The sequence below is a fragment of the Pseudomonas sp. FG13 genome, assembly GCF_057809755.1.
In genome coordinates this window covers 61,506-81,176 of record NZ_JBMDKO010000025.1, presented here as the reverse complement: position 1 = coordinate 81,176, position 19,671 = coordinate 61,506, and the positions used below count along the sequence as shown (strand labels likewise).

Sequence of the window (19,671 nt, the reverse complement as noted above, 5' to 3'; positions counted from 1 at the left end):
TTTCGACTGCGCCGGAAGTGGGGCGAATTATAGAGACTCAGAATCTGCCGTCAACACCTATTTCGCAATCTTATTCAGATTTCAGCGTGATACGTGCAAAAGCCTTCTTACCCGCCTGACATACATGGGTAGAGCCCAACTCATATATATAGGTGCGATCCACAACCTCACCATCTATACGCACCCCGCCCGACCCCAGGAGGTCTCGCGCCACCGCAGCGTTCTTGACCAACCCCGCCTTATTAAGGACGGCAGCGATCGGCATAGCCTCGGTAGCAGACAGCTCGATCTCTGGCAGATCATCTGGAAGCTCGCCATCCTTCATGCGGTTACCCGCCGCACGATGAGCATTGGCCGCAGCTTCTTCACCATGGAAGCGAGCAACGATCTCTTCAGCCAACTTGATCTTGATGTCCCGCGGGTTAGCCCCTGCCTCGACATCTGCGCGGAACGCATTGATCTCATCCATGGAGCGGAAACTCAACAGCTCGAAATAACGCCACATCAACGCGTCAGGAATGGAAACCAGCTTGCCGTACATAACGCCCGGCGCTTCCTGAATGCCAACGTAGTTGCCCAGCGATTTGGACATCTTCTTCACACCATCCAGACCTTCCAGCAACGGCATGGTCAGGATGCACTGAGCTTCCTGCCCATAGCCACGCTGCAGTTCGCGCCCCATCAACAGGTTGAACTTCTGATCCGTACCGCCGAGCTCGACGTCCGCGCGCAACGCGACCGAGTCATAGCCCTGCACAAGCGGGTAGAGAAATTCATGGATAGCGATCGGCTGATTGGTTGTATAGCGCTTATCGAAGTCATCGCGCTCGAGCATGCGAGCCACGGTGTACTGGGAGGTCAGGCGAATGAAATCCGCCGGCCCCATCTGATCCATCCAGGTGGAGTTGAAAGCCACTTCGGTCTTGGCCGGATCAAGAATCTTGAACACCTGCGTCTTGTAGGTCTCGGCATTATCGAGAACCTGTTCGCGGGTCAGCGGTGGACGCGTTGCGCTCTTCCCGCTTGGATCACCGATCATCCCGGTGAAGTCACCGATGAGAAAGATGACCTGATGCCCCAGATCCTGGAACTGGCGCAGCTTGTTAATAAGCACGGTATGACCCAAGTGCAGATCGGGCGCCGTCGGATCGAAACCAGCCTTGATACGCAGCGGCTGCCCGCGCTTGAGCTTCTCGACCAGCTCGGACTCGACCAACAGTTCTTCCGCACCACGTTTGATCAGCGCTAGCTGCTCTTCAACCGACTTCATAACAGACCCGCAAGGCTCAGATTCAAAGGGCCCCAACCATACAAGATCGCGCACCAAATACAAGGTTTGCCCGGCGCGCGGACACCAATCCGCAAGCAGAGCGCGTGCGGGCTTGCTTCGCAGGGGATTTGGTTATATTTTATACAGTTATTTCATCTTCATCATGTCATTCATCTTTTCCAATTCATATTTTCAAAAGTCAAATTACTTATGACCACAGAACCGTCTAAAGCGCCGCCGCTTTACCCAAAGACCCACCTGCTCGCCGCAAGCGGCATCGCAGCCCTCCTTAGCCTGGCGCTCCTGGTGTTCCCTTCCAGCGATGTTGAAGCCAAAAAGACGACTCTGAGTCTTGAACTGGAAAGTCCCGCTGAACAACTGACACAAGAACAAGACGCTGCCGAAGCCGTTCAAGCCACAAACGAACCGGCTGCCTCCCCTTTCGCGCAGATAGACGATAGCGCCGATGACACGACCGAGGCCGCCCAGGCACAACCTCCAGCCGTGGAAGAAAAGAAGGAGCCGGGGCACCGTGAGGTGATCGTAGCCAAAGGCGACACGCTGTCCACCCTCTTCGAAAAGGTTGGCCTGCCCGCCGCATCAGTCCATGAAGTTCTGGCCAGCGACAAACAAGCCAAGCAATTCACTCAGTTGAAACACGGCCAGAAGCTCGAGTTCGAGCTCAACCCCGAGGGACAACTGACCAACCTGCACACCAAGCTGAGCGATCTGGAAAGCATTACCCTGACCAAGAATGACAAGGGTTATGTATTCAACCGCGTGACCGCCAAGCCAACCGTACGCTCGGCATACGTTCATGGCGTGATCAACAGCTCGCTATCGCAATCGGCCGCACGCGCCGGTCTTTCCCACAGCCTGACGATGGACATGGCCAGTGTCTTTGGCTACGACATCGACTTCGCCCAGGATATTCGCCAGGGTGACGAGTTCGATGTCATCTACGAGCAGAAAGTGGTCAATGGAAAGAGCGTCGGCAACGGTCCGATCCTTTCCGCGCGCTTCACCAACCGTGGCAAGACCTACACGGCAGTGCGCTACACCAACAAACAAGGCAACAGCAGCTACTACACCGCCGACGGCAACAGCATGCGCAAGGCCTTCATCCGGACACCGGTTGACTTCGCCCGCATCAGTTCGAAGTTCTCCGCAGGCCGCAAACACCCGATCCTGAACAAGATCCGCGCCCACAAGGGCGTCGACTATGCCGCCCCCCGCGGCACGCCCATCAAGGCCGCCGGTGACGGCAAGGTACTGCTGGCCGGACGTCGTGGCGGTTATGGCAACACGGTGATCATCCAGCACGGCAACACCTATCGCACCTTGTACGGCCACATGCAGGGCTTCGCCAAAGGCGTGACGACTGGCAGCACCGTAAAGCAAGGCCAGGTAATCGGATACATCGGTACCACTGGTCTGTCCACCGGTCCGCACCTGCACTATGAATTCCAGGTCAACGGCGTTCACGTCGACCCACTCGGCCAGAAACTGCCAATGGCCGACCCGATCGCCAAATCCGAACGCGCGCGCTTCCTGGCTCAAAGCCAACCTTTGATGGCTCGTATGGATCAAGAAAAGGCTACGCTGCTGGCCTCGAGCAAACGCTAGGCCATGGCGCTTTATATTGGTGTGATGTCCGGAACCAGCCTGGATGGCCTGGACATCGCACTGGTTGAACTGACCCCGGCGATCAGATTGGTTGCCACGCACTACATTCCCATGCCCGACGCGCTGCGCACCGAGCTGTTTGGCTTGTGCAGCAGCGGGCCCGACGAAATCGCCCGCTCCGCCATTGCCCAGCAGAACTGGGTACGCCTGGCGGCACAAGGCATTCATGTCCTGCTCGACAGTCAGAAGCTCAAGCCGGAGGATGTGAGGGCAATTGGCAGCCATGGTCAGACCATCCGTCACGAGCCAGCACGCGGGTTTACCGTGCAGATTGGCAACCCCGCACTATTGAGCGAGCTGACCGGGATTACCGTCGTCAGCGACTTCCGCAGCCGCGATGTCGCCGCCGGTGGACAAGGCGCGCCGCTGGTTCCCGCATTTCATGAAGCGCTGTTTGAAGGGCAGCTCGGCCACCGTGCCGTGCTGAACGTCGGCGGCTTCAGCAACCTCAGTCTGATAGAACCTGAAAAGTCCGTGGCCGGTTTCGATTGCGGCCCCGGCAACGTATTGCTGGATGCCTGGATTCATCAACAGCGCAATGAGCATTTCGATCGTGACGGCCAGTGGGCAGCGAGCGGCAAGGTAGAGCCGACATTACTCAAGGCCCTGCTCAGCGACCCTTTCTTCCTGACCAAGGGTCCAAAAAGCACCGGGCGGGAAGTATTCAACCTGCCCTGGCTGACCCGGCATCTGTCGCATTTACCCACTTTCGCTGCCGAAGACGTGCAGGCCACGTTGCTCGAACTGACGGCGCTGACCATCGTTGAATCACTGCAAAGTGCCCAACCGCATACTGATGAACTGCTGATCTGCGGCGGCGGTGTGCACAACCACACGCTGATGAAGCGCCTGGCCGATCTCCTGCCGAGCACCAAGGTCAGCAGCACGGCTGTTTACGGCGTAGACCCGGATTGGGTCGAAGCCATGGCCTTCGCGTGGCTCGCGCATTGCTGCCTGGAAAACATTCCTGCAAATCGCCCAAGCGTTACAGGCGCATGCGGCTTGCGTGTACTCGGTGCTATCTACCCCGCTTGATCTCGCCTGCTTGAACGCTGGACAGCAAAACGCCGCAGGGCCCACTAGACACTGCGGCGTTTTGCTGAAGCGGTCCGCGGCGATCAGATCGAGAACGAAGAACCGCAGCCACAAGTGGTGGTAGCGTTAGGGTTCTTGATCACGAAACGTGAACCTTCCAGACCTTCCTGGTAGTCCACCTCGGCACCGGCCAGGTACTGGAAACTCATGGGATCGACCACCAGACTGACGCCTTCGCGCTCGACAATGGTGTCATCTTCGGCCACTTCTTCATCGAACGTGAAGCCGTACTGAAAACCCGAACAACCGCCGCCCGTCACGAAGACGCGCAGCTTCAAACGATCATTTCCCTCTTCATCGACGAGGCTCTTCACCTTGTGCGCGGCACCGTGGGTGAATTGCAAAGCCGTGGGAGTGAAGGTTTCGACGCTCATGCTGAATATCTCCCGGCGCTGACGCCGCCATAATGCCTAATGGCAGGCATTATCCGCTTCTCCTAGAAAATCGGTCAACTATTAGAAGAGCAGCGGCAAGCCTGAAGCTTGCCGCCCAAGACCGCTGTTAAGGCAACATCCCCGCATGGGACAAGCCCAGCCGCTCATCCAGGCCGAACAGAATGTTCAGGTTCTGCACCGCCTGACCGGACGCGCCCTTGACCAGGTTATCAATGACCGACAACACCACGACCAGATCGCCATCCTGTGGACGATGCACCGCAATCCGGCAGACATTCGCGCCCCGCACACTGCGCGTTTCCGGGTGGCTGCCTGCAGGCATCACGTCGACGAACGGTTCGTCGGCATAGCGCTTCTCGAACAGCGCTTGCAGGTCCACAGAGCGGTCTACAACAGTTGCATACAGTGTGGAGTGGATGCCGCGGATCATTGGCGTCAGGTGCGGCACGAACGTCAGGCCGACATCCTTGCCCGCCGCCCGGCGCAGGCCCTGGCGAATTTCAGGCAGATGACGGTGACCTTTGACGGCGTACGCTTTCAGGCTCTCCGAAGTCTCGGAATACAACGAACCGACGCTGGCACCACGACCGGCGCCACTGACACCGGACTTGCAGTCGGCGATCAGACGCGAGGTATCGGCAAGGCCCGCCTCGAGCAGCGGCAGAAAGCCCAACTGCGTGGCAGTCGGATAGCAACCCGGTACCGCGATCAGCCGTGCCTGCCGGATTTTTTCGCGATTGACTTCCGGCAACCCATAGACCGCTTCGTCCAACAGATCCGGGGCGCCATGGGGCTGTCCGTACCACTTGGCCCACTCATCCGCGTCCTGCAGGCGGAAGTCCGCCGAGAGATCGATGACCTTGGTCCCGGCGGCCAGCAGCTCACCCGCCAGGGCGTGGGCGACACCATGCGGCGTAGCGAAGAACACCACATCGCAGGCGCCCAGGGTCTTGATGTCCGGAACGCTGAACGCCAGGCCATCGTAATGGCCTCGCAGGTTCGGATACATGTCGGCAACAGCCAGACCGGCCTCGGATCGGGAGGTAATGACCACCACCTCAACTTGCGGATGCTGCGCCAACAGACGCAGCAGTTCGACACCGGTGTAACCCGTGCCGCCGACGATACCGACCTTGACCATAAACCTGCCCTCAACGAACCCACTGGAAAGCCGTCGATAATAGGGGCCGCGCAGCCTGCCGACAACCGCCAAGGTGACGTGTGGGCGCATGAATGACTACTATCGAACGACCGTAAAATTGGGAATCGCCAAAAATGCTCTATCTGTGGCTCAAAGCACTTCACATTGTCAGTATGGTCTGCTGGTTCGCCGGCCTGTTCTATCTGCCTCGCCTGTTCGTCTATCACGCTCAAAGCGAGGACAGTGTCAGCAAGGAACGTTTCAGCGTCATGGAGCGCAAGTTGTATCGCGGCATCATGGGGCCGGCGATGATTGCCACCCTGGTGTTTGGCATCTGGCTGCTCAGTCTCAACGCCGGCGCCTACTTCAGCCAAGGTGGCTGGATGCACGCAAAGCTGACCCTCGTGGTGTTGCTGATCGGTTATCACCACATGTGCGGAGCCCAGGTAAAACGCTTCGCTCGTGGTGAAAATACCCGCAGTCATGTCTTTTATCGCTGGTTCAATGAGGTGCCGGTACTGATATTGCTGGCTATCGTCATCCTGGTCGTCGTCCGACCGTTCTGACTTCCTATCGGCACTCTTCATCCGGGGTACTTCCCATGTCGCTACCCGCTCTGCTTGAACAACGTTTGCGCCTGCCCGTCGTGGCGGCACCGATGTTCCTGATCTCCAATCCACAGCTGGTGCTGGCTTGCTGTCGTAATGGCATCGTCGGCAGTTTCCCTGCACTGAACCAGCGCGAAAGCAGCGGTTTCAAGACTTGGCTGGAAGAAATCGAAGCGGGCCTGGCAAGCATGGAGGACCCTGCGCCCTATGCCGTCAACCTGATCGTCCACCAAAGCAATCCAAGGCTTCAGGCCGACCTGGCCATCTGCATCGAGCACAAGGTGCCGATCGTCATCACCAGCCTTGGCGCAGTCAAGGAACTGGTCGACGCCGTCCATAGCTATGGAGGCCTGGTCTTTCACGACGTGACCACACGTCGTCATGCCGAGAAAGCCGCCGAAGCCGGTGTCGACGGCCTGATCGCCGTTGCCGCCGGTGCGGGTGGACATGCGGGGACCTGGAGCCCTTTTTCGCTGATCGCCGAAATCCGGCAATTCTTCGACAAGACCGTGCTGCTTGCGGGGTGTCTGAATCACGGCCATCAGATCCTCGCGGCACAAATACTCGGCGCGGATCTGGCCTACCTGGGAACACGCTTTATCGGCACGACTGAAAGTCACGCGCCTGACGCTTATAAAGAGATGTTGCTCACATCCCGAGCCGCAGACATCGTGCATACTCCTGCCGTGTCCGGTGTACCGGCCAGCTTCATGCGCCAAAGCCTGGAAAACGCAGGCTTTGACCTGGCCGCCCTGCAAGGCAAAAGTGACGCGGCTTCCGGTTCGAAACTCAAACCATTGAGCGATGAAGCCAAAGCCTGGAAAACCGTCTGGTCCGCAGGTCAGGGCGTTGGGGAAATCAGTGATTTGCCCAGCGTCGACCAGCTGGTTGCGCGCCTGGATGAAGAATACCGTGAGGCCCAGGCCCGAGCGGTACAGCTTGGCGGCCGATGGCCCCGCTGAAACCTGCCTGATCTAACAAATATCAAACTTTCAATGACAAGGATGCCCGTCATGAGCGAAACCCGTTTCAACATCGTATTCGACGGAACCCTACTGCCGGGCGTCGATGCGGCCACCGCTAAACTCAACCTCGCCAACCTGTTCAAGAGCGACATCAGCGCCATCGAGCGTCTGTTCGGCGGACACAAGGTGGCCCTGAAAAGCAACCTGTCCCAAAACGAGGCGCAGAAGTATCTGGAGGCCCTCAACCAGAGCGGGATTGATGCGCGCATCGAAGCCGAGCCTGCCCTCCAGCTGAATCTCGACGAAGTGCAGCACTCGTCACCGGCCACGAGCGGGCGTCACCCCGAATCGCTCATCGAACCGGCCTCCCCGTACGCACCACCCCGGGCCCATGTCGGTGACGCCGTTGCCGAATACGCCACGCTCAAGCCGTTCAGCTTCGATGGGCGCATCGGACGCCTGCGATACCTGGCCTGGACCATGGCCCTGACCCTGGTCATGATGCTAGTGGTTGGCGTGGCCTTCGCACTCGGAGCGGCATGGATTTTCACCTCGGGATCGATAGCAGCAATGATCGTCGGCGGTTTGCTGGCAGCGGTCGTTTTTCTCGGCTTTGCCTACGTCAGCATCCAGTTCAACGTCCAGCGCCTGCATGACCTTGGCTGGTCCGGCTGGCTGTGGCTGTTGAACCTCATCCCATTCGTGGGCAGCGTCTTTCCGTTTGTGCTCATTTTCGCCCCCGGCAATGAGGGCGCCAATCGCTATGGCCCTCCTCCGCCGCGTAACAACACCGGGGTCAAGGTACTTGCGTCGCTCTGGCTCGTCATGATCGTACTGATCATCTTCGCGACCGTGGCTGGCGTCTTCAGTGCCATCGAAGAGGATTACGGCACCAGCTCGCTGAGCAGCTACGAAAGCAGCGAATCCACGGATGAAGATGCTGCGGAACCTGCCGAAGAACCTGCCGAGGCAGAGGCACCTTCTGTAGACTCCGAGGAACAGTAAGCGCCCCTCGTTCCTATGACAGTCAAGTCCACTGGCGACGGGCCATTGCGATGGAGAACTGCATGACCCGTTACGCCCTGATCACTGGCGCCTCCAGTGGCATTGGCCTGGCCATGGCCGAAGCTTTGGCCCGGCGCGGCCGCAATCTGCTGCTGGTGGCCCGACAACGTGATCGGTTGGAAAGCATTGCGATAGAACTGACCCAGCGGTTTGGCGTGGAGGTACTTTTCCGGGCATGCGACCTGGGGGAGCCGCTACGACTTTCAGGTTTCCTGCTGGAACTGGAGGAAAGCGAGCGCCAGATCGATCTGCTGGTCAATTGCGCGGGTATCGGTACCTGTGGCCCGTTCCTGGGCCAGGACTGGATGACCGAGCAGGACCTGATCGAAGTCAACATTCTCGCCCTGACACGCCTCTGTCACGCCGTTGGCAATAGCATGGCACTGCATGGCGGCGGGCAGATCCTGAACGTGGCCTCGATTGCAGCTTTCCAGCCGGGCCCCTGGATGAGCACCTATTACGCCAGCAAGGCCTATGTGCTGCACTTCTCCGAAGCCCTGCGAGTCGAGCTGAAGAAATGCGCGATCAAGGTGTCGGTCCTTTGCCCTGGTCCGACCCAGACCGGCTTCTTCGCCAAGGCACATCTCGACGAACAGAAACTAAAGCACGGTAACCTGCTGATGAGCCCGGAAGAAGTAGCGTTGTATGCCGTGCGCGCTCTCGACAGAAACCGAGCGATCATCATTCCCGGACGCCGCAATCGCTGGCTCGCCATGCTCCCGCGGCTAGGCTCGCGATGGATGGTGCGAAGCATCGCCGGCTTGATCAACAAGGCGTACTGCCCACGCTGAATGAAATTTGAATGGAAACCCGGGCTCAGCCACCGAACCTTCAGTACACTCGACTTCCACAACCAAAGGGAGAACAGCTGTGGATACTTTGTTTACCAAGATCATCAACCGGGAAATCCCGGCGAAGATCATCTACGAGGATGACCAGGTCCTGGCATTCCACGACATCGCCCCACAGGCGCCAGTGCATTTCCTGGTCATTCCGAAAAAGCCGATTCGCACCCTCAATGACCTGACCGAGGAAGACAAGGCGCTGGCCGGACATATCCTGTTCACAGCCCAGCGCCTCGCCAAGGAACAGGGCTGCGAGGACGGTTTCCGTGTGGTGATGAACTGCAATGAACTTGGCGGACAGACCGTCTATCACATTCATATGCACGTACTCGGGCAGCGCCAGATGAACTGGCCGCCGGGTTGAGACCCTGACCCAACGCAAATCCTGAGCGGCCAATTGGGTTAAACTGGCCGCCGTGATTTCTTCCGGAGGTAAGCATGACTACCCAACGTCACTACTCGCCGATTGACCGCCTGCTGTTGCAGGCCGATACCGCGATGCGCACGCTGTTGCCCTTCAGTGGTCAACCGTACCGCCCATCCCCGGCCATCGTGCAGCCGGACGCGCAACTGAGTGACGAGCAGACCCGCCATGTTGCCGGACTGATGCGTATCAACCACACCGGCGAGGTCTGTGCCCAGGCGTTGTACCAGGGCCAGGCGCTGACAGCGAAGCTGCCTAAGGTGCGTGAGGCAATGGAGCATGCCGCCGAGGAAGAAGTCGACCACCTGGTCTGGTGCGAACAACGCATTCGCCAACTGGGCAGCCATACCAGCGTGCTGAATCCGCTGTTCTACGGGATGTCATTCGGAATAGGCGCCGTCGCCGGGCTGATCAGCGATAAGGTCAGCCTCGGTTTCGTTGCCGCCACCGAACATCAGGTGTGTAAGCACCTGAATGAACACCTGGAGCAATTGCCGGCGGAGGATGAAAAGTCGCGGGCGATCCTGGAGCAGATGCGCGAAGATGAAGAACACCATGCAGAAAGCGCATTGGAGGCCGGTGGTTTCCGCTTTCCGGCACCGGTGAAATTCGGCATGAGTCTGCTGGCGAAGGTCATGACCAAGAGCACTTATCGGATCTGACAGAAGCATCCCCGTGCTTTCAGAAAACAAAAAAGGCGACTTCCGTCGCCTTTTTTGCATCTGAAATTTCAGCGCGGCATGTTGCGTGCGTAGAAAATTTCCAGCATCTCATGCTTCACACGCTCTTCCACCTGGTCACGCTGTTCAGCAGACAGGTTGCTGGTGGCATCGCCGAACAGGTAGTTGTCCAGTTCAAAGTCCTTGAGCAGCATCTTGGTGTGGAACAGGTTTTCCTGATACACGTTCACGTCGGTCATCTGATACGCGTCACGGGTATCTTCGGACAGGTAGTTCTGAATCGAATTGATCTCGTGATCGATGAAGTGCTTGTGACCTTCCACATCGCGAGTAAAACCACGCACGCGGTAATCCACGGTCACGATATCCGAGTCGAACTGGTGGATCAGGAAATTGAGTGCCTTGAGCGGTGAAATGACGCCACAGGTCGAAACATCAATGTCCACACGGAACGTTGCAATACCGTCTACCGGATGTATTTCCGGGTAGGTGTGCACCGTGATGTGGCTCTTGTCGAGGTGGGCCAGGATAATTTCGGGCAACGGGCCCGGGGACTCTTCGATCTGGCTGTCGGTCGGTGTCACCGGCTCTTCCGAGATCAGAATGGTCACGCTGGCGCCTTGGGGTTCATAGTCCTGACTGGCGATGTTCAGGATGTTGGCACCAATGATATCGACAACTTCCGTGAGGATCTGCGTGAGGCGCTTGGCGTTGTACTCTTTATTGATGTACTCGACGTAGGCCTGCTGGTCTTGCGGGGTTTCCGCATAGCAGATGTCATAGATGTTGAAGCTCAAGGTCTTTGTCAGGTTGTTGAAACCATGGAGCTTGAGTTTGCTTTTCACCGTTTGAAAACTCTCTGTGTATTGCGGCCCGGCCGCGTGATCAAGCATGCCCGTCAGATGCGAACAACGCATCTGCGTAGGACGGTTAACACCTCTTCGCGATGGCGATTTTGGTTGTCTGTCCAGACAAGCGACCGGTCAGAAGACCGGCCACTGCCCTGAAAAAAGTGGCGCATTATGCAGACGTCGGCTTCCGATCGCCAGAGCTTGCACCGCTTTTATGATAGTTGGATGTCGATTCAACCCAATTCGATGATTTCATAATCGTGGGTGATTTCAACACCGGCTGCGCCGAGCATGATCGAAGCCGAGCAATATTTCTCGGCGGACAGCTCGATGGCACGCTTGACCTGGGCTTCCTTCAGGGCCCGGCCCTTCACCACGAAATGCATGTGGATCTTGGTGAACACTTTCGGGTCTTCGGTGGCGCGCTCCGCTTCCAGGAAAGCCTCACAACTTTCGACCGCCTGGCGCGACTTCTTGAGAATGCTGACAACGTCGAAGTTACTGCAACCTCCTACACCCAGCAGAAGCATTTCCATTGGCCGGACACCCAGGTTCCGACCACCGGCTTCCGGCGGGCCGTCCATGACGACCACATGACCGCTGCCCGACTCACCGAGGAACATGGCTTCGCCAGCCCATTGGATGCGTGCCTTCATCGCCAAGACTCCACTGTCTAAAAAAAGGGTCGCCAGCTTAGCACAGCCCCTCGGCATGGCAGCCCTTGCCGTAAGTCGCCTGGACCATCTCCATCCAGGTAAATTCTCGAATCAATTGAGAGTGCCTCTGTTAAGCTGGCGCCCCACCACTGGCTTATCGCCAGCTCATAGCGATTTGCCATTCACGCCCATAAGAAAAACCAGACCAACACATCGCGCAGTATTTCGGGACACAACCATGGTTGCCATTACTCCCACATTCAAGATCAAGAATCTCGACAAGCTCTTGATGCATTGCCAGCGTCGCCGCTATCCAGCCAAACACAACATCATTTGTGCAGGCGACCGTTCAGACACCCTGTTTTTCATCATCAAGGGATCGGTCACGATCCTGATCGAGGATGACGACGGCCGGGAAATGATCATCGCTTATCTCAACTCCGGAGACTTCTTCGGAGAGTTGGGGTTGTTCGAACAGGCGGGCAAGGAACAGGAACGCAGCGCTTGGGTACGGAGCAAGATCGAATGTGAGGTCGCGGAAATCAGCTATGGAAAATTCAGGGAGTTATCCCTGCAAGACCCCGACATTCTTTACGTACTTAGCGGACAAATCGCACAGCGTCTGCGTAATACCACCCGCAAGGTAGGCGACCTCGCCTTCTTCGACGTGACCGGTCGCGTCGCCCGCTGCCTGCTGGAACTGTGCAAGCAGCCCGACGCCATGACGCACCCCGATGGCATGCAGATCAAGGTCACCCGGCAGGAGATCGGTCGGATTGTCGGTTGCTCGCGGGAGATGGTGGGGCGTGTGCTCAAGGACCTGGAGGAACGCAACCTGGTCAACGTCAAGGGCAAGACCATGGTGGTGTTCGGAACGCGCTAGACCAGTGCGCGGAATAGATCCCGATAAAGCCCCTCAAGTCGCTCCAGCGCATGGGGGGCCGGGAATTTCTCGTGCAGGGCGATGTGGCTCCCGGCACGCACGCGTTGCTCCAAACCGCAGGCTTCATTGAAGCGGTTGACTGCGGCGACCATCGAATCGCGTTCGTTTTCCAGCAACAGCGCCCCATGCACCAGACCTACCGGGCGTTGCCCCCCCTTGCTCTGACGCCAGCGCTGAGCGGTGCCGACCATTTTCCGACCGTCGAGATTGACGTTGAATCGCCCGTCGCAAAACGCTCCGTCCACCTCGCCCAGCGAAGCCACACCGCCCAGTTCGTCCAGCAACTGGCAGATGGGATCGCACAATCGGCGATACGCGGTTTCGATCCGACCGTGGTCGCCTTCGCTACGGGGTGGTGCATAGACCAGCGCAATGTTGACCGTCGCGGCCGATTGCGGCACCGGCTCGCCACCGGTTTCGCGCAGCAGAACAGGCCAGCCGTTGGCAGCCGAAACTTCGCAAGCGAGGTCGAACCCCGGCAGGCGACTCAAACGGCGCGGCATCACCAACGCACGGTCATTGGGTCGCCAGAACAGCAGGCCAAATTCGGCATCGCCCGCGCAGATACTGGCCAACAGTTCCTGTTCGGCTTGCAGGCCAGCTTCGACGCAAAGAGAGATCACCGACGGCATCGGATCAATCCAGCGCCGAACCCGTCACCGGAGTGCCACGCTCGGGGAAGAACAAGCGTTGCAACTCAGTCCCCGGACTTTCAGCCCGCATGAACGCTTCACCCACCAGGAACGAGTACACGTCGCTGACTTCCATCAGTTCGACATCGGCCCGATTGAGAATGCCACTTTCGGTGATGACCAGGCGATCACGGGGGATACGCGGCAACAGGTCCAAGGTGGTTTCCAGGCTGACTTCAAAGGTGTGCAGGTTGCGGTTGTTCACACCGACCAGCTTGGTATCGAGGGTTTTCAGGGCCCGCTCCAGCTCGTCGCCATCATGCACTTCGACCAGCACATCCAGCGCTACATCCTTGGCGACGGAGGCCAGTTCGGCCATTTTCACATCGTCCAGCGCGGAGACGATCAACAGCACGCAGTCGGCCCCCAATGCTCGGGCTTCCACGATCTGATAGGGATCGACCATGAAATCCTTGCGGATCACCGGCAGCTTGCACGCCGCACGCGCCTGCTTCAGGTAGTCGTCGTGCCCTTGGAAAAAATCGATATCGGTGAGCACCGAGAGGCAAGTCGCACCGCCCTTCTCGTAGCTCCGGGCAATATCAGCCGGCACGAAGTGCTCACGGATCACACCCTTGCTGGGAGAAGCCTTCTTGATTTCGGCAATCACGGCTGGATGTTTTTTCTTCGCCTGATTGATCAGTGCGTTGGCAAAGCCACGGGGAGCATCCGCTGCACGCGCCAGGCTTTCCAACTCGGCCAGACTGACCCGAGCCCTGCGCTCGGCTACTTCCTCAGCCTTGCGGGCCAGAATTTTTTCCAGAACCGTTGGCACGCTCATCCTTCGTTCTCCACTTTGAATACGGCTGTAAAGGCACCCAGTTCTTCCAGCTTTTCCCGAGCCAGGCCGGTATGCAATGCATCATGGGCCAGTTCCACGCCTTGTTTGAGGCTGCTGGCGTGGTCGGCGGCGTACAACGCAGCGCCGGCGTTGAGCACGATCATTTCTGCGGCCTTCTGGCCATTCTCGGTCTTGCGACGCCCCAGGGCATCACGGATCAGCTCCAGCGACTGGGCCGGTCCATCCACCGCCAGGCCGTGCAGACTCTGGCTCTTCATACCCAGGTCTTCAGGTTCGACCCAGTATTCGCTGATCTGGTCATTTTTTAGTTCAGCCACGAACGTCGGTGCCGCCAGGCTGAACTCGTCCAGTCCATCTTTCGAATGAACCACCAAAACGTGCTTGCTACCCAGGCGCTGCAGGACTTCCGCCAACGGCCGGCACAACGCCTGGCTGAACACGCCCACCACCTGATGTTTCACGCCGGCCGGATTCGTAAGCGGGCCAAGCATGTTGAACAAGGTACGCAGGCCCAGGTCACGACGCGGGGCCGCGGCATGTTTCATGGCACTGTGATGGGTCTGGGCAAACATGAAGCCGATGCCCACGTTATCGATGCAGCGCGCCACCTGGACCGGCGTCAGGTTCAGGTAGATGCCGGCCGCTTCCAGCAAGTCGGCACTGCCGCTCTTGCCTGAAACCGCCCGATTGCCATGCTTGGCGACGGTGCAACCGGCGGCCGCGACGACGAAGGCCGAGGCAGTGGACACGTTGAAGATATTGGCACCATCACCGCCAGTGCCCACCACATCCACCACGCCGTCCAGGGTCTTGAGTTCGACCTTGTCCGCCAGCTCGCGCATCACCGAGACTGCGCCGACGATTTCGTCGATGCTTTCACTCTTCATGCGCATGGCCATCATGAATGCGCCAATCTGCGCATCCGTGCACTGTCCGGTCATGATCTCGCGCATCACATCGCGCATCTCGTCGGTGCTCAGGTCGAGATGACCAACGATACGACCCAGGGCTGTCTTGATATCCATGGAAAGTCCTTAGCGCGTGCCGCCGGTTTGTTTGAGGAAATTGGCGAACAGCTCGTGGCCCTGTTCGGTAAGGATGGACTCGGGGTGGAACTGCACACCCTCGATGTTCAACGTCTTGTGGCGCAATCCCATGATTTCATCCACCGATCCGTCTTCCAACTGGGTCCATGCGGTCAGCTCCAGGCAGTCGGGCAGGGTTTCGCGCTTGACGATCAGGGAGTGATAGCGGGTGACGGTGAGCGGACGGTTCAGGCCTTCGAACACGCCCTTGTCTTCATGAAATACCGGACTGGTCTTGCCGTGCATGACCTGCCGGGCCCGCACCACATCGCCGCCAAAGGCCTGTCCGATCGACTGATGGCCCAGGCAGACCCCCAGGATGGGCAGTTTGCCGGCGAAATACTTGATGGCTTCGATGGAGACGCCCGCTTCGGTCGGCGTGCACGGGCCTGGTGAAACCACAATGCGCTCGGGCTTGAGGGCTTCGATCTCGGCAATGGTCAATTCGTCGTTGCGCACCACTTTCACTTCGGAGCCCAGCTCGCCGAGGTACTGCACAACGTTGTAGGTAAAGGAGTCGTAATTATCGATCATCAGCAACATGGCGTAAGCAACCTATTGAATTCACTGACTTTAAATACAGCCTTCGAAGAGAACCCGCACGGTACTGCGCTTGGCCGGGCATATCGTGCACCAGCGAAACGGCTTTCAAGCGGGTAAAAAAGGCAAATCGGTACAGGTCCGGCAAAGCCGGCAGAGAACGGTCAGGCGCGCCAACGCCAACGGGCGTGAGCCTTGATCATTTGATCCAGAAGTTTGCTGACAATCGACACGGGGGAAGTCTCGTTCATACGTCCGGGCACAGTAGCTTAGCTAGGCGGAGCGCGCAATATGAGCGACACGACGGGCTTGCAAACAATCGCAACGTTCCGGATGGATGGCCGAACGCAAACAGTCTGGCGCTGTCGTTATTCCAACAACGACAAGACAAAACGGACTTTGCCCATGATCAGACAAACGTTGTTCATTCCCGTCACCGCTTGCCTGCTGGTGATGGCCAGTACCCAAGCAAGCGCAGCCCCCTACTCCAGCTTCATCGTCTTCGGCGACAGCCTCAACGACGCCGGCCAGCTCACCGACCCCGACGGACCGGCCGGGGCAACCCGACGCTTTACCAACCGTACCGGCCCGGTCTACCTGGATGGCAGCGGCGAGGTCTATTCCGCCAACGCCACCCAACTGCTCGGTGGACGGTTGGGCTACTCCGCCGATGAAACCGCCGCCTCGACCTCGGCGGCCCGTGCCAGCACGGGCCTGGCGGATGGCAACAACTGGGCCGTGGGTGGCTATCGCACCGACCAGATTCTCGACTCGATCACCACCGTTTCCGATACCGGCGAACGTAGTCGTGCCGGCTACCTGGCCAACGGACGGCGCGCCGACCCGAACGCCCTGTATTACATTTCCGGAGGCGGTAACGATTTTCTCCAAGGCCTGGTGTTAAGCCCTGTGCAGGCGCGCGCCGCCGCGAACCGCCTGGCCGACAGTGTCCAGACCCTGCAAACGGCGGGCGCCCGATACGTAATGGTCTGGCTGCTGCCCGACCTCGGCCTGACACCAGCCTTGAATGGCACCCCTTTGCAGAGTGCTGTCTCGCAACTCAGCAACCAGTTCAACCAGCAGTTGATCACCCGACTGCAAGGTATCGACGCCGAAGTCATTCCACTGAATGTTCCACTGTTGCTGCAGGAAAGCTTCGCCGCCCCCGCACGATTCGGCTTTGCCAGTGGTACGAACCTCGTCGCTACTTGTTTCAGCGGTAATGGCTGCACGGAAAACCCGACTTATGGCATCCACAGCGCCACACCTGATCCGAGCAAACTGGTCTACAACGATTCGGTCCACCCCACCGAAGCCGGACAGAAGCTGATCGCCGACTATGCCTACTCCCTGCTCTCGGCACCCTGGGAGCTGACATTGCTGCCTGAAATGGCCCATTCGACGCTCCGTGCCCACCAGGACGAGCTACGCAACCAATGGCAATCGGACTGGGACAGCTGGCAAGCGGTCGGTCAGTGGCGAGCGATCGTCGCGGGCGGCGGCCAGCATCTGGACCTGGACAGCCAGAGCAACAGCGTCAGCGCCGATGGCAGTGGCCAGAGCCTGAATATCGGAGGCAGTTACCGCCTCAGCGAAGCCTGGCGCGTCGGGGTGGCCGCTGGTTTCTATCGCCAGGACATGGAAGCAGGTCATAACGACTCGGACTACACGCTCAACAGCTACCTGGCCACCGCCTTTGCCCAGTTCCAGCAGAATCGCTGGTGGGCCGATGCTGCGCTGACCGGCGGCAAGCTCGACTACGACAACCTGGAACGCAAGTTCGACCTGGGCGCCAGCCAGGCACAGGAAAAAGGCGATACCGACGGTCGTCTCTGGGCGTTCAGCAGTCGCGTGGGCTACGACATTGCCCGACCCGGCAGTGAATGGCACCTGTCACCGTTCATCAGTGCCGATTATGCGAAGGTGGAAGTCGACGGTTATTCCGAGAAGAGCAACCGTTCCACGGCCCTGACATTCGATGATCAGACCCGTGACTCGAAACGCCTGGGCATTGGCTTACAGGGCAAATACAACTTCACCCGCCAGACCCAGGTGTTTGGCGAGTACGCCCACGAACGTGAGTATGAAGATGACACGCAGAAGGTGAACATTGCCCTCAACAGCCTGCCAGCCAACGACTTCACGCTTGAAGGCTACACGCCACAGAGTCACCTGAATCGCCTGAGCCTGGGAGTCAGCCACAAATTAACCAACGATCTGGCGCTGCGGGGCGGCTACACATTGCGCAAGGATGATGATTTCACCCAGCAAGGGGTGAATGTCGGGGTCAGTCTGGACTTTTGATCGAGGCCCCCTGTGGGAGCGAGCCTGCTCGCGATGGCGACACATCAGACACATTGCTCTTGAAGTGCCGCCGTCAATCGCGAGCAGGCTCGCTCCCACAGTGATTGTGGCTCACAGATGCAGGTGAACTCAGTCGCTCGGAGTCTGCTCGGCCAGCGCTACGGCACGGAACATTGCCCGGCGCTTGTTCAGGGTTTCTTCCCATTCCAGCACTGGTACCGAATCGGCAACGATGCCGCCACCGGCCTGCACATGGAGTTCGCCGTTCTTGATCACGGCCGTCCGGATGGCAATGGCGGTGTCCATGTTGCCGTTCCAGGCGAAATAGCCCACGGCACCACCGTATACACCACGCTTGACCGGTTCCAGTTCATCGATGATTTCCATCGCGCGGATTTTTGGCGCACCGGACAAGGTCCCCGCCGGCAGGATCGCCCGCAAGGCGTCCATGGCCGTCAACCCGGCCTTCAACTGGCCGGTGACGTTCGACACGATGTGCATCACGTTGGAATAACGTTCGATGACCATCTTCTCGGTGAGCTTCACCGAGCCGACCTCCGAAACCCGCCCGGTATCGTTGCGGCCCAGGTCGATCAGCATCAGGTGCTCGGCGATTTCCTTGGCATCCGACAACAGGTCCTCTTCCAGCGCCCGATCCGCCTCCTCCGTCGCGCCACGAGGGCGGGTGCCGGCAATCGGTCGCACGGTGATCAGGTTGTCCTCGACTCGCACCAGCACTTCCGGCGAGCTGCCCACGACGTGGAAATCACCGAAATTGAAGAAGTACATGTAAGGCGTCGGGTTGAAGCAGCGCAATGCCCGGTACAGATCGATGGGCGCGGCCTTGAAGTCGATGGACATCCGTTGCGACGGCACCACCTGCATGCAGTCGCCCGCCAGGATGTATTCCTTGATGGTATCGACGGCCCTTTCGTAATCGGCCTGGGTAAAGCTGGAACGGAACACTGGATCGGCCGCCGCCTGCTTGCTGAAATCCAGCCCCGGACGCGGGGTGATCGGCTGACGAAGCTTCTCCAACAGGTCCTGCAGGCTTTTCTGACCTTGCTCGTAAGCATCGTCCTGGGAAGGATCCGCCAGGACAATCGCGTGCATCTTGCCAGCGAGGTTGTCGAAGACCACCACCGCATCGGAAACCATCAGCAGGATGTCCGGCACGCCCAGGGGGTCCGGGTTCGGGCAAGTGCCCAGGCGTTTTTCCACATAGCGCACGCAGTCGTAGCCGAAATACCCCACCAGGCCACCGTTGAACCGTGGCAGACCGGGGATGGTCGGCACGTTGTAGCGGGCCTTGAAGGTTTCGACGAAGGCCAGCGGGTCTTCGACCTCGTGGCTTTCGATCTCGACGCCGTCGTGGGTCACGCTGATGCGATGGTCATAGACCCGCAGCACCGTACGGCACGGCAGGCCGATGATGGAGTAACGGCCCCATTTTTCGCCGCCCTGCACCGATTCGAGCAGGTAGGAATTGGGCTGGTCGGCCAGCTTGAGGTAGATCGACAGCGGTGTGTCGAAGTCGGCCAGGGTTTCGCAGGCGAGCGGGATACGGTTGTAGCCGGCAGCGGCCAGGCGCAGGAATTCTTCGCGGATCATGAGGGTGCCTCGT

The 19,671-nt window shown here is 58.8% G+C and carries 20 protein-coding genes; 10 read left to right on the top strand and 10 right to left on the bottom strand.

The features are described 5' to 3' along the window. Positions 1–70: 70 nt before the first annotated feature. The gene (gene tyrS / locus ACODTO_RS19390; protein WP_139640545.1) at positions 71–1,270 is read right to left on the bottom strand and encodes a tyrosine--tRNA ligase; all 1,200 of its coding nucleotides are present in this window, start codon (positions 1,268–1,270) and stop codon (positions 71–73) included. A 210-nt stretch (positions 1,271–1,480) separates the two neighbouring features. Here tyrS and ACODTO_RS19385 point away from each other — a divergent pair, with 210 nt between their 5' ends. Further along, positions 1,481–2,896 (top strand): peptidoglycan DD-metalloendopeptidase family protein, encoded by a 1,416-nt coding sequence (locus ACODTO_RS19385; protein WP_139640547.1) that lies wholly within the window; start codon positions 1,481–1,483, stop codon positions 2,894–2,896. Between the two features lie 3 nt (positions 2,897–2,899). Beyond that, on the top strand, positions 2,900–3,991 hold the full coding sequence (locus ACODTO_RS19380) for an anhydro-N-acetylmuramic acid kinase (RefSeq protein ID WP_139640549.1): 1,092 nt from the start codon (positions 2,900–2,902) through the stop codon (positions 3,989–3,991). An 83-nt stretch (positions 3,992–4,074) separates the two neighbouring features. On the opposite strand, the gene erpA is transcribed toward ACODTO_RS19380, so the two are convergent. Continuing rightward, entirely contained in the window at positions 4,075–4,425 is a 351-nt protein-coding gene (gene erpA, locus ACODTO_RS19375) for an iron-sulfur cluster insertion protein ErpA (protein ID WP_003177727.1), read from the bottom strand. 127 nt (positions 4,426–4,552) lie between these two features. Further along, positions 4,553–5,587 (bottom strand): N-acetyl-gamma-glutamyl-phosphate reductase, encoded by a 1,035-nt coding sequence (gene argC, locus ACODTO_RS19370; protein WP_139641633.1) that lies wholly within the window; start codon positions 5,585–5,587, stop codon positions 4,553–4,555. A 134-nt stretch (positions 5,588–5,721) separates the two neighbouring features. On the opposite strand from argC, the gene hemJ reads away from it, so the two are divergent. From hemJ to coq7, 6 genes are all read left to right on the top strand, one after another. Continuing rightward, positions 5,722–6,153, top strand: coding sequence for a protoporphyrinogen oxidase HemJ (hemJ, locus tag ACODTO_RS19365; protein WP_139640552.1), 432 nt, complete (start codon positions 5,722–5,724; stop codon positions 6,151–6,153). Positions 6,154–6,188: 35 nt separating this feature from the next. Next, positions 6,189–7,157: an NAD(P)H-dependent flavin oxidoreductase gene (locus ACODTO_RS19360; protein ID WP_139640553.1), complete on the top strand. Its 969-nt coding sequence runs from the start codon at positions 6,189–6,191 to the stop codon at positions 7,155–7,157. Positions 7,158–7,208: 51 nt separating this feature from the next. Next, complete coding sequence (locus ACODTO_RS19355; protein ID WP_139640555.1) at positions 7,209–8,165, top strand: DUF805 domain-containing protein; 957 nt, start codon at positions 7,209–7,211, stop codon at positions 8,163–8,165. Between the two features lie 62 nt (positions 8,166–8,227). Continuing rightward, a complete protein-coding gene (locus tag ACODTO_RS19350; RefSeq protein ID WP_139640557.1) occupies positions 8,228–9,016 on the top strand; it encodes an SDR family NAD(P)-dependent oxidoreductase in 789 nt (262 codons plus the stop codon). Between the two features lie 79 nt (positions 9,017–9,095). Next, positions 9,096–9,434, top strand: a complete 339-nt coding sequence (locus ACODTO_RS19345; protein ID WP_139640559.1) for a histidine triad nucleotide-binding protein — start codon at positions 9,096–9,098, stop codon at positions 9,432–9,434. 74 nt (positions 9,435–9,508) lie between these two features. Then, positions 9,509–10,156, top strand: coding sequence for a 2-polyprenyl-3-methyl-6-methoxy-1,4-benzoquinone monooxygenase (gene coq7 / locus ACODTO_RS19340; RefSeq protein WP_139640561.1), 648 nt, complete (start codon positions 9,509–9,511; stop codon positions 10,154–10,156). A gap of 68 nt (positions 10,157–10,224) precedes the next feature. On the opposite strand, the gene speD is transcribed toward coq7, so the two are convergent. Both speD and ACODTO_RS19330 read right to left on the bottom strand, forming a co-directional pair. After that, on the bottom strand, positions 10,225–11,019 hold the full coding sequence (gene speD / locus ACODTO_RS19335; RefSeq protein ID WP_024777437.1) for an adenosylmethionine decarboxylase: 795 nt from the start codon (positions 11,017–11,019) through the stop codon (positions 10,225–10,227). Positions 11,020–11,258: 239 nt separating this feature from the next. Then, on the bottom strand, positions 11,259–11,681 hold the full coding sequence (locus ACODTO_RS19330; protein ID WP_003206127.1) for an OsmC family protein: 423 nt from the start codon (positions 11,679–11,681) through the stop codon (positions 11,259–11,261). A 238-nt stretch (positions 11,682–11,919) separates the two neighbouring features. Between ACODTO_RS19330 and crp the strand changes: the two genes are divergently transcribed. After that, positions 11,920–12,564, top strand: a complete 645-nt coding sequence (gene crp / locus ACODTO_RS19325) for a cAMP-activated global transcriptional regulator CRP (protein WP_041023614.1) — start codon at positions 11,920–11,922, stop codon at positions 12,562–12,564. On the opposite strand, the gene ACODTO_RS19320 is transcribed toward crp, so the two are convergent. Genes ACODTO_RS19320 through ACODTO_RS19305 form a run of 4 tightly spaced genes read right to left on the bottom strand, consistent with a single transcriptional unit; the run spans position 12,561 to position 15,746 of the window. Continuing rightward, positions 12,561–13,256, bottom strand: coding sequence for a lipoate--protein ligase family protein (locus ACODTO_RS19320; protein WP_489106918.1), 696 nt, complete (start codon positions 13,254–13,256; stop codon positions 12,561–12,563). The genes crp and ACODTO_RS19320 overlap by 4 nt on opposite strands. 4 nt (positions 13,257–13,260) lie before the next feature. Next, entirely contained in the window at positions 13,261–14,097 is an 837-nt protein-coding gene (gene trpC, locus ACODTO_RS19315; protein WP_489106917.1) for an indole-3-glycerol phosphate synthase TrpC, read from the bottom strand. Then, complete coding sequence (trpD, locus tag ACODTO_RS19310; RefSeq protein WP_047702270.1) at positions 14,094–15,143, bottom strand: anthranilate phosphoribosyltransferase; 1,050 nt, start codon at positions 15,141–15,143, stop codon at positions 14,094–14,096. Before trpD ends, trpC begins: the two co-directional genes overlap by 4 nt. Positions 15,144–15,152: 9 nt before the next feature. Beyond that, a complete protein-coding gene (locus ACODTO_RS19305) occupies positions 15,153–15,746 on the bottom strand; it encodes an aminodeoxychorismate/anthranilate synthase component II (RefSeq protein ID WP_019693903.1) in 594 nt (197 codons plus the stop codon). A 402-nt stretch (positions 15,747–16,148) separates the two neighbouring features. Here ACODTO_RS19305 and estP point away from each other — a divergent pair, with 402 nt between their 5' ends. Next, entirely contained in the window at positions 16,149–18,047 is a 1,899-nt protein-coding gene (estP, locus tag ACODTO_RS19300) for an esterase EstP (protein WP_489106916.1), read from the top strand. Between the two features lie 129 nt (positions 18,048–18,176). Here the strand turns inward: estP and trpE are convergent, their stop codons facing one another. Next, positions 18,177–19,658 carry an anthranilate synthase component I gene (gene trpE, locus ACODTO_RS19295; RefSeq protein WP_489106915.1) on the bottom strand — a complete coding sequence of 494 codons (1,482 nt, stop codon included), beginning with the start codon at positions 19,656–19,658 and terminating at the stop codon, positions 18,177–18,179. Positions 19,659–19,671: the final 13 nt, after the last annotated feature.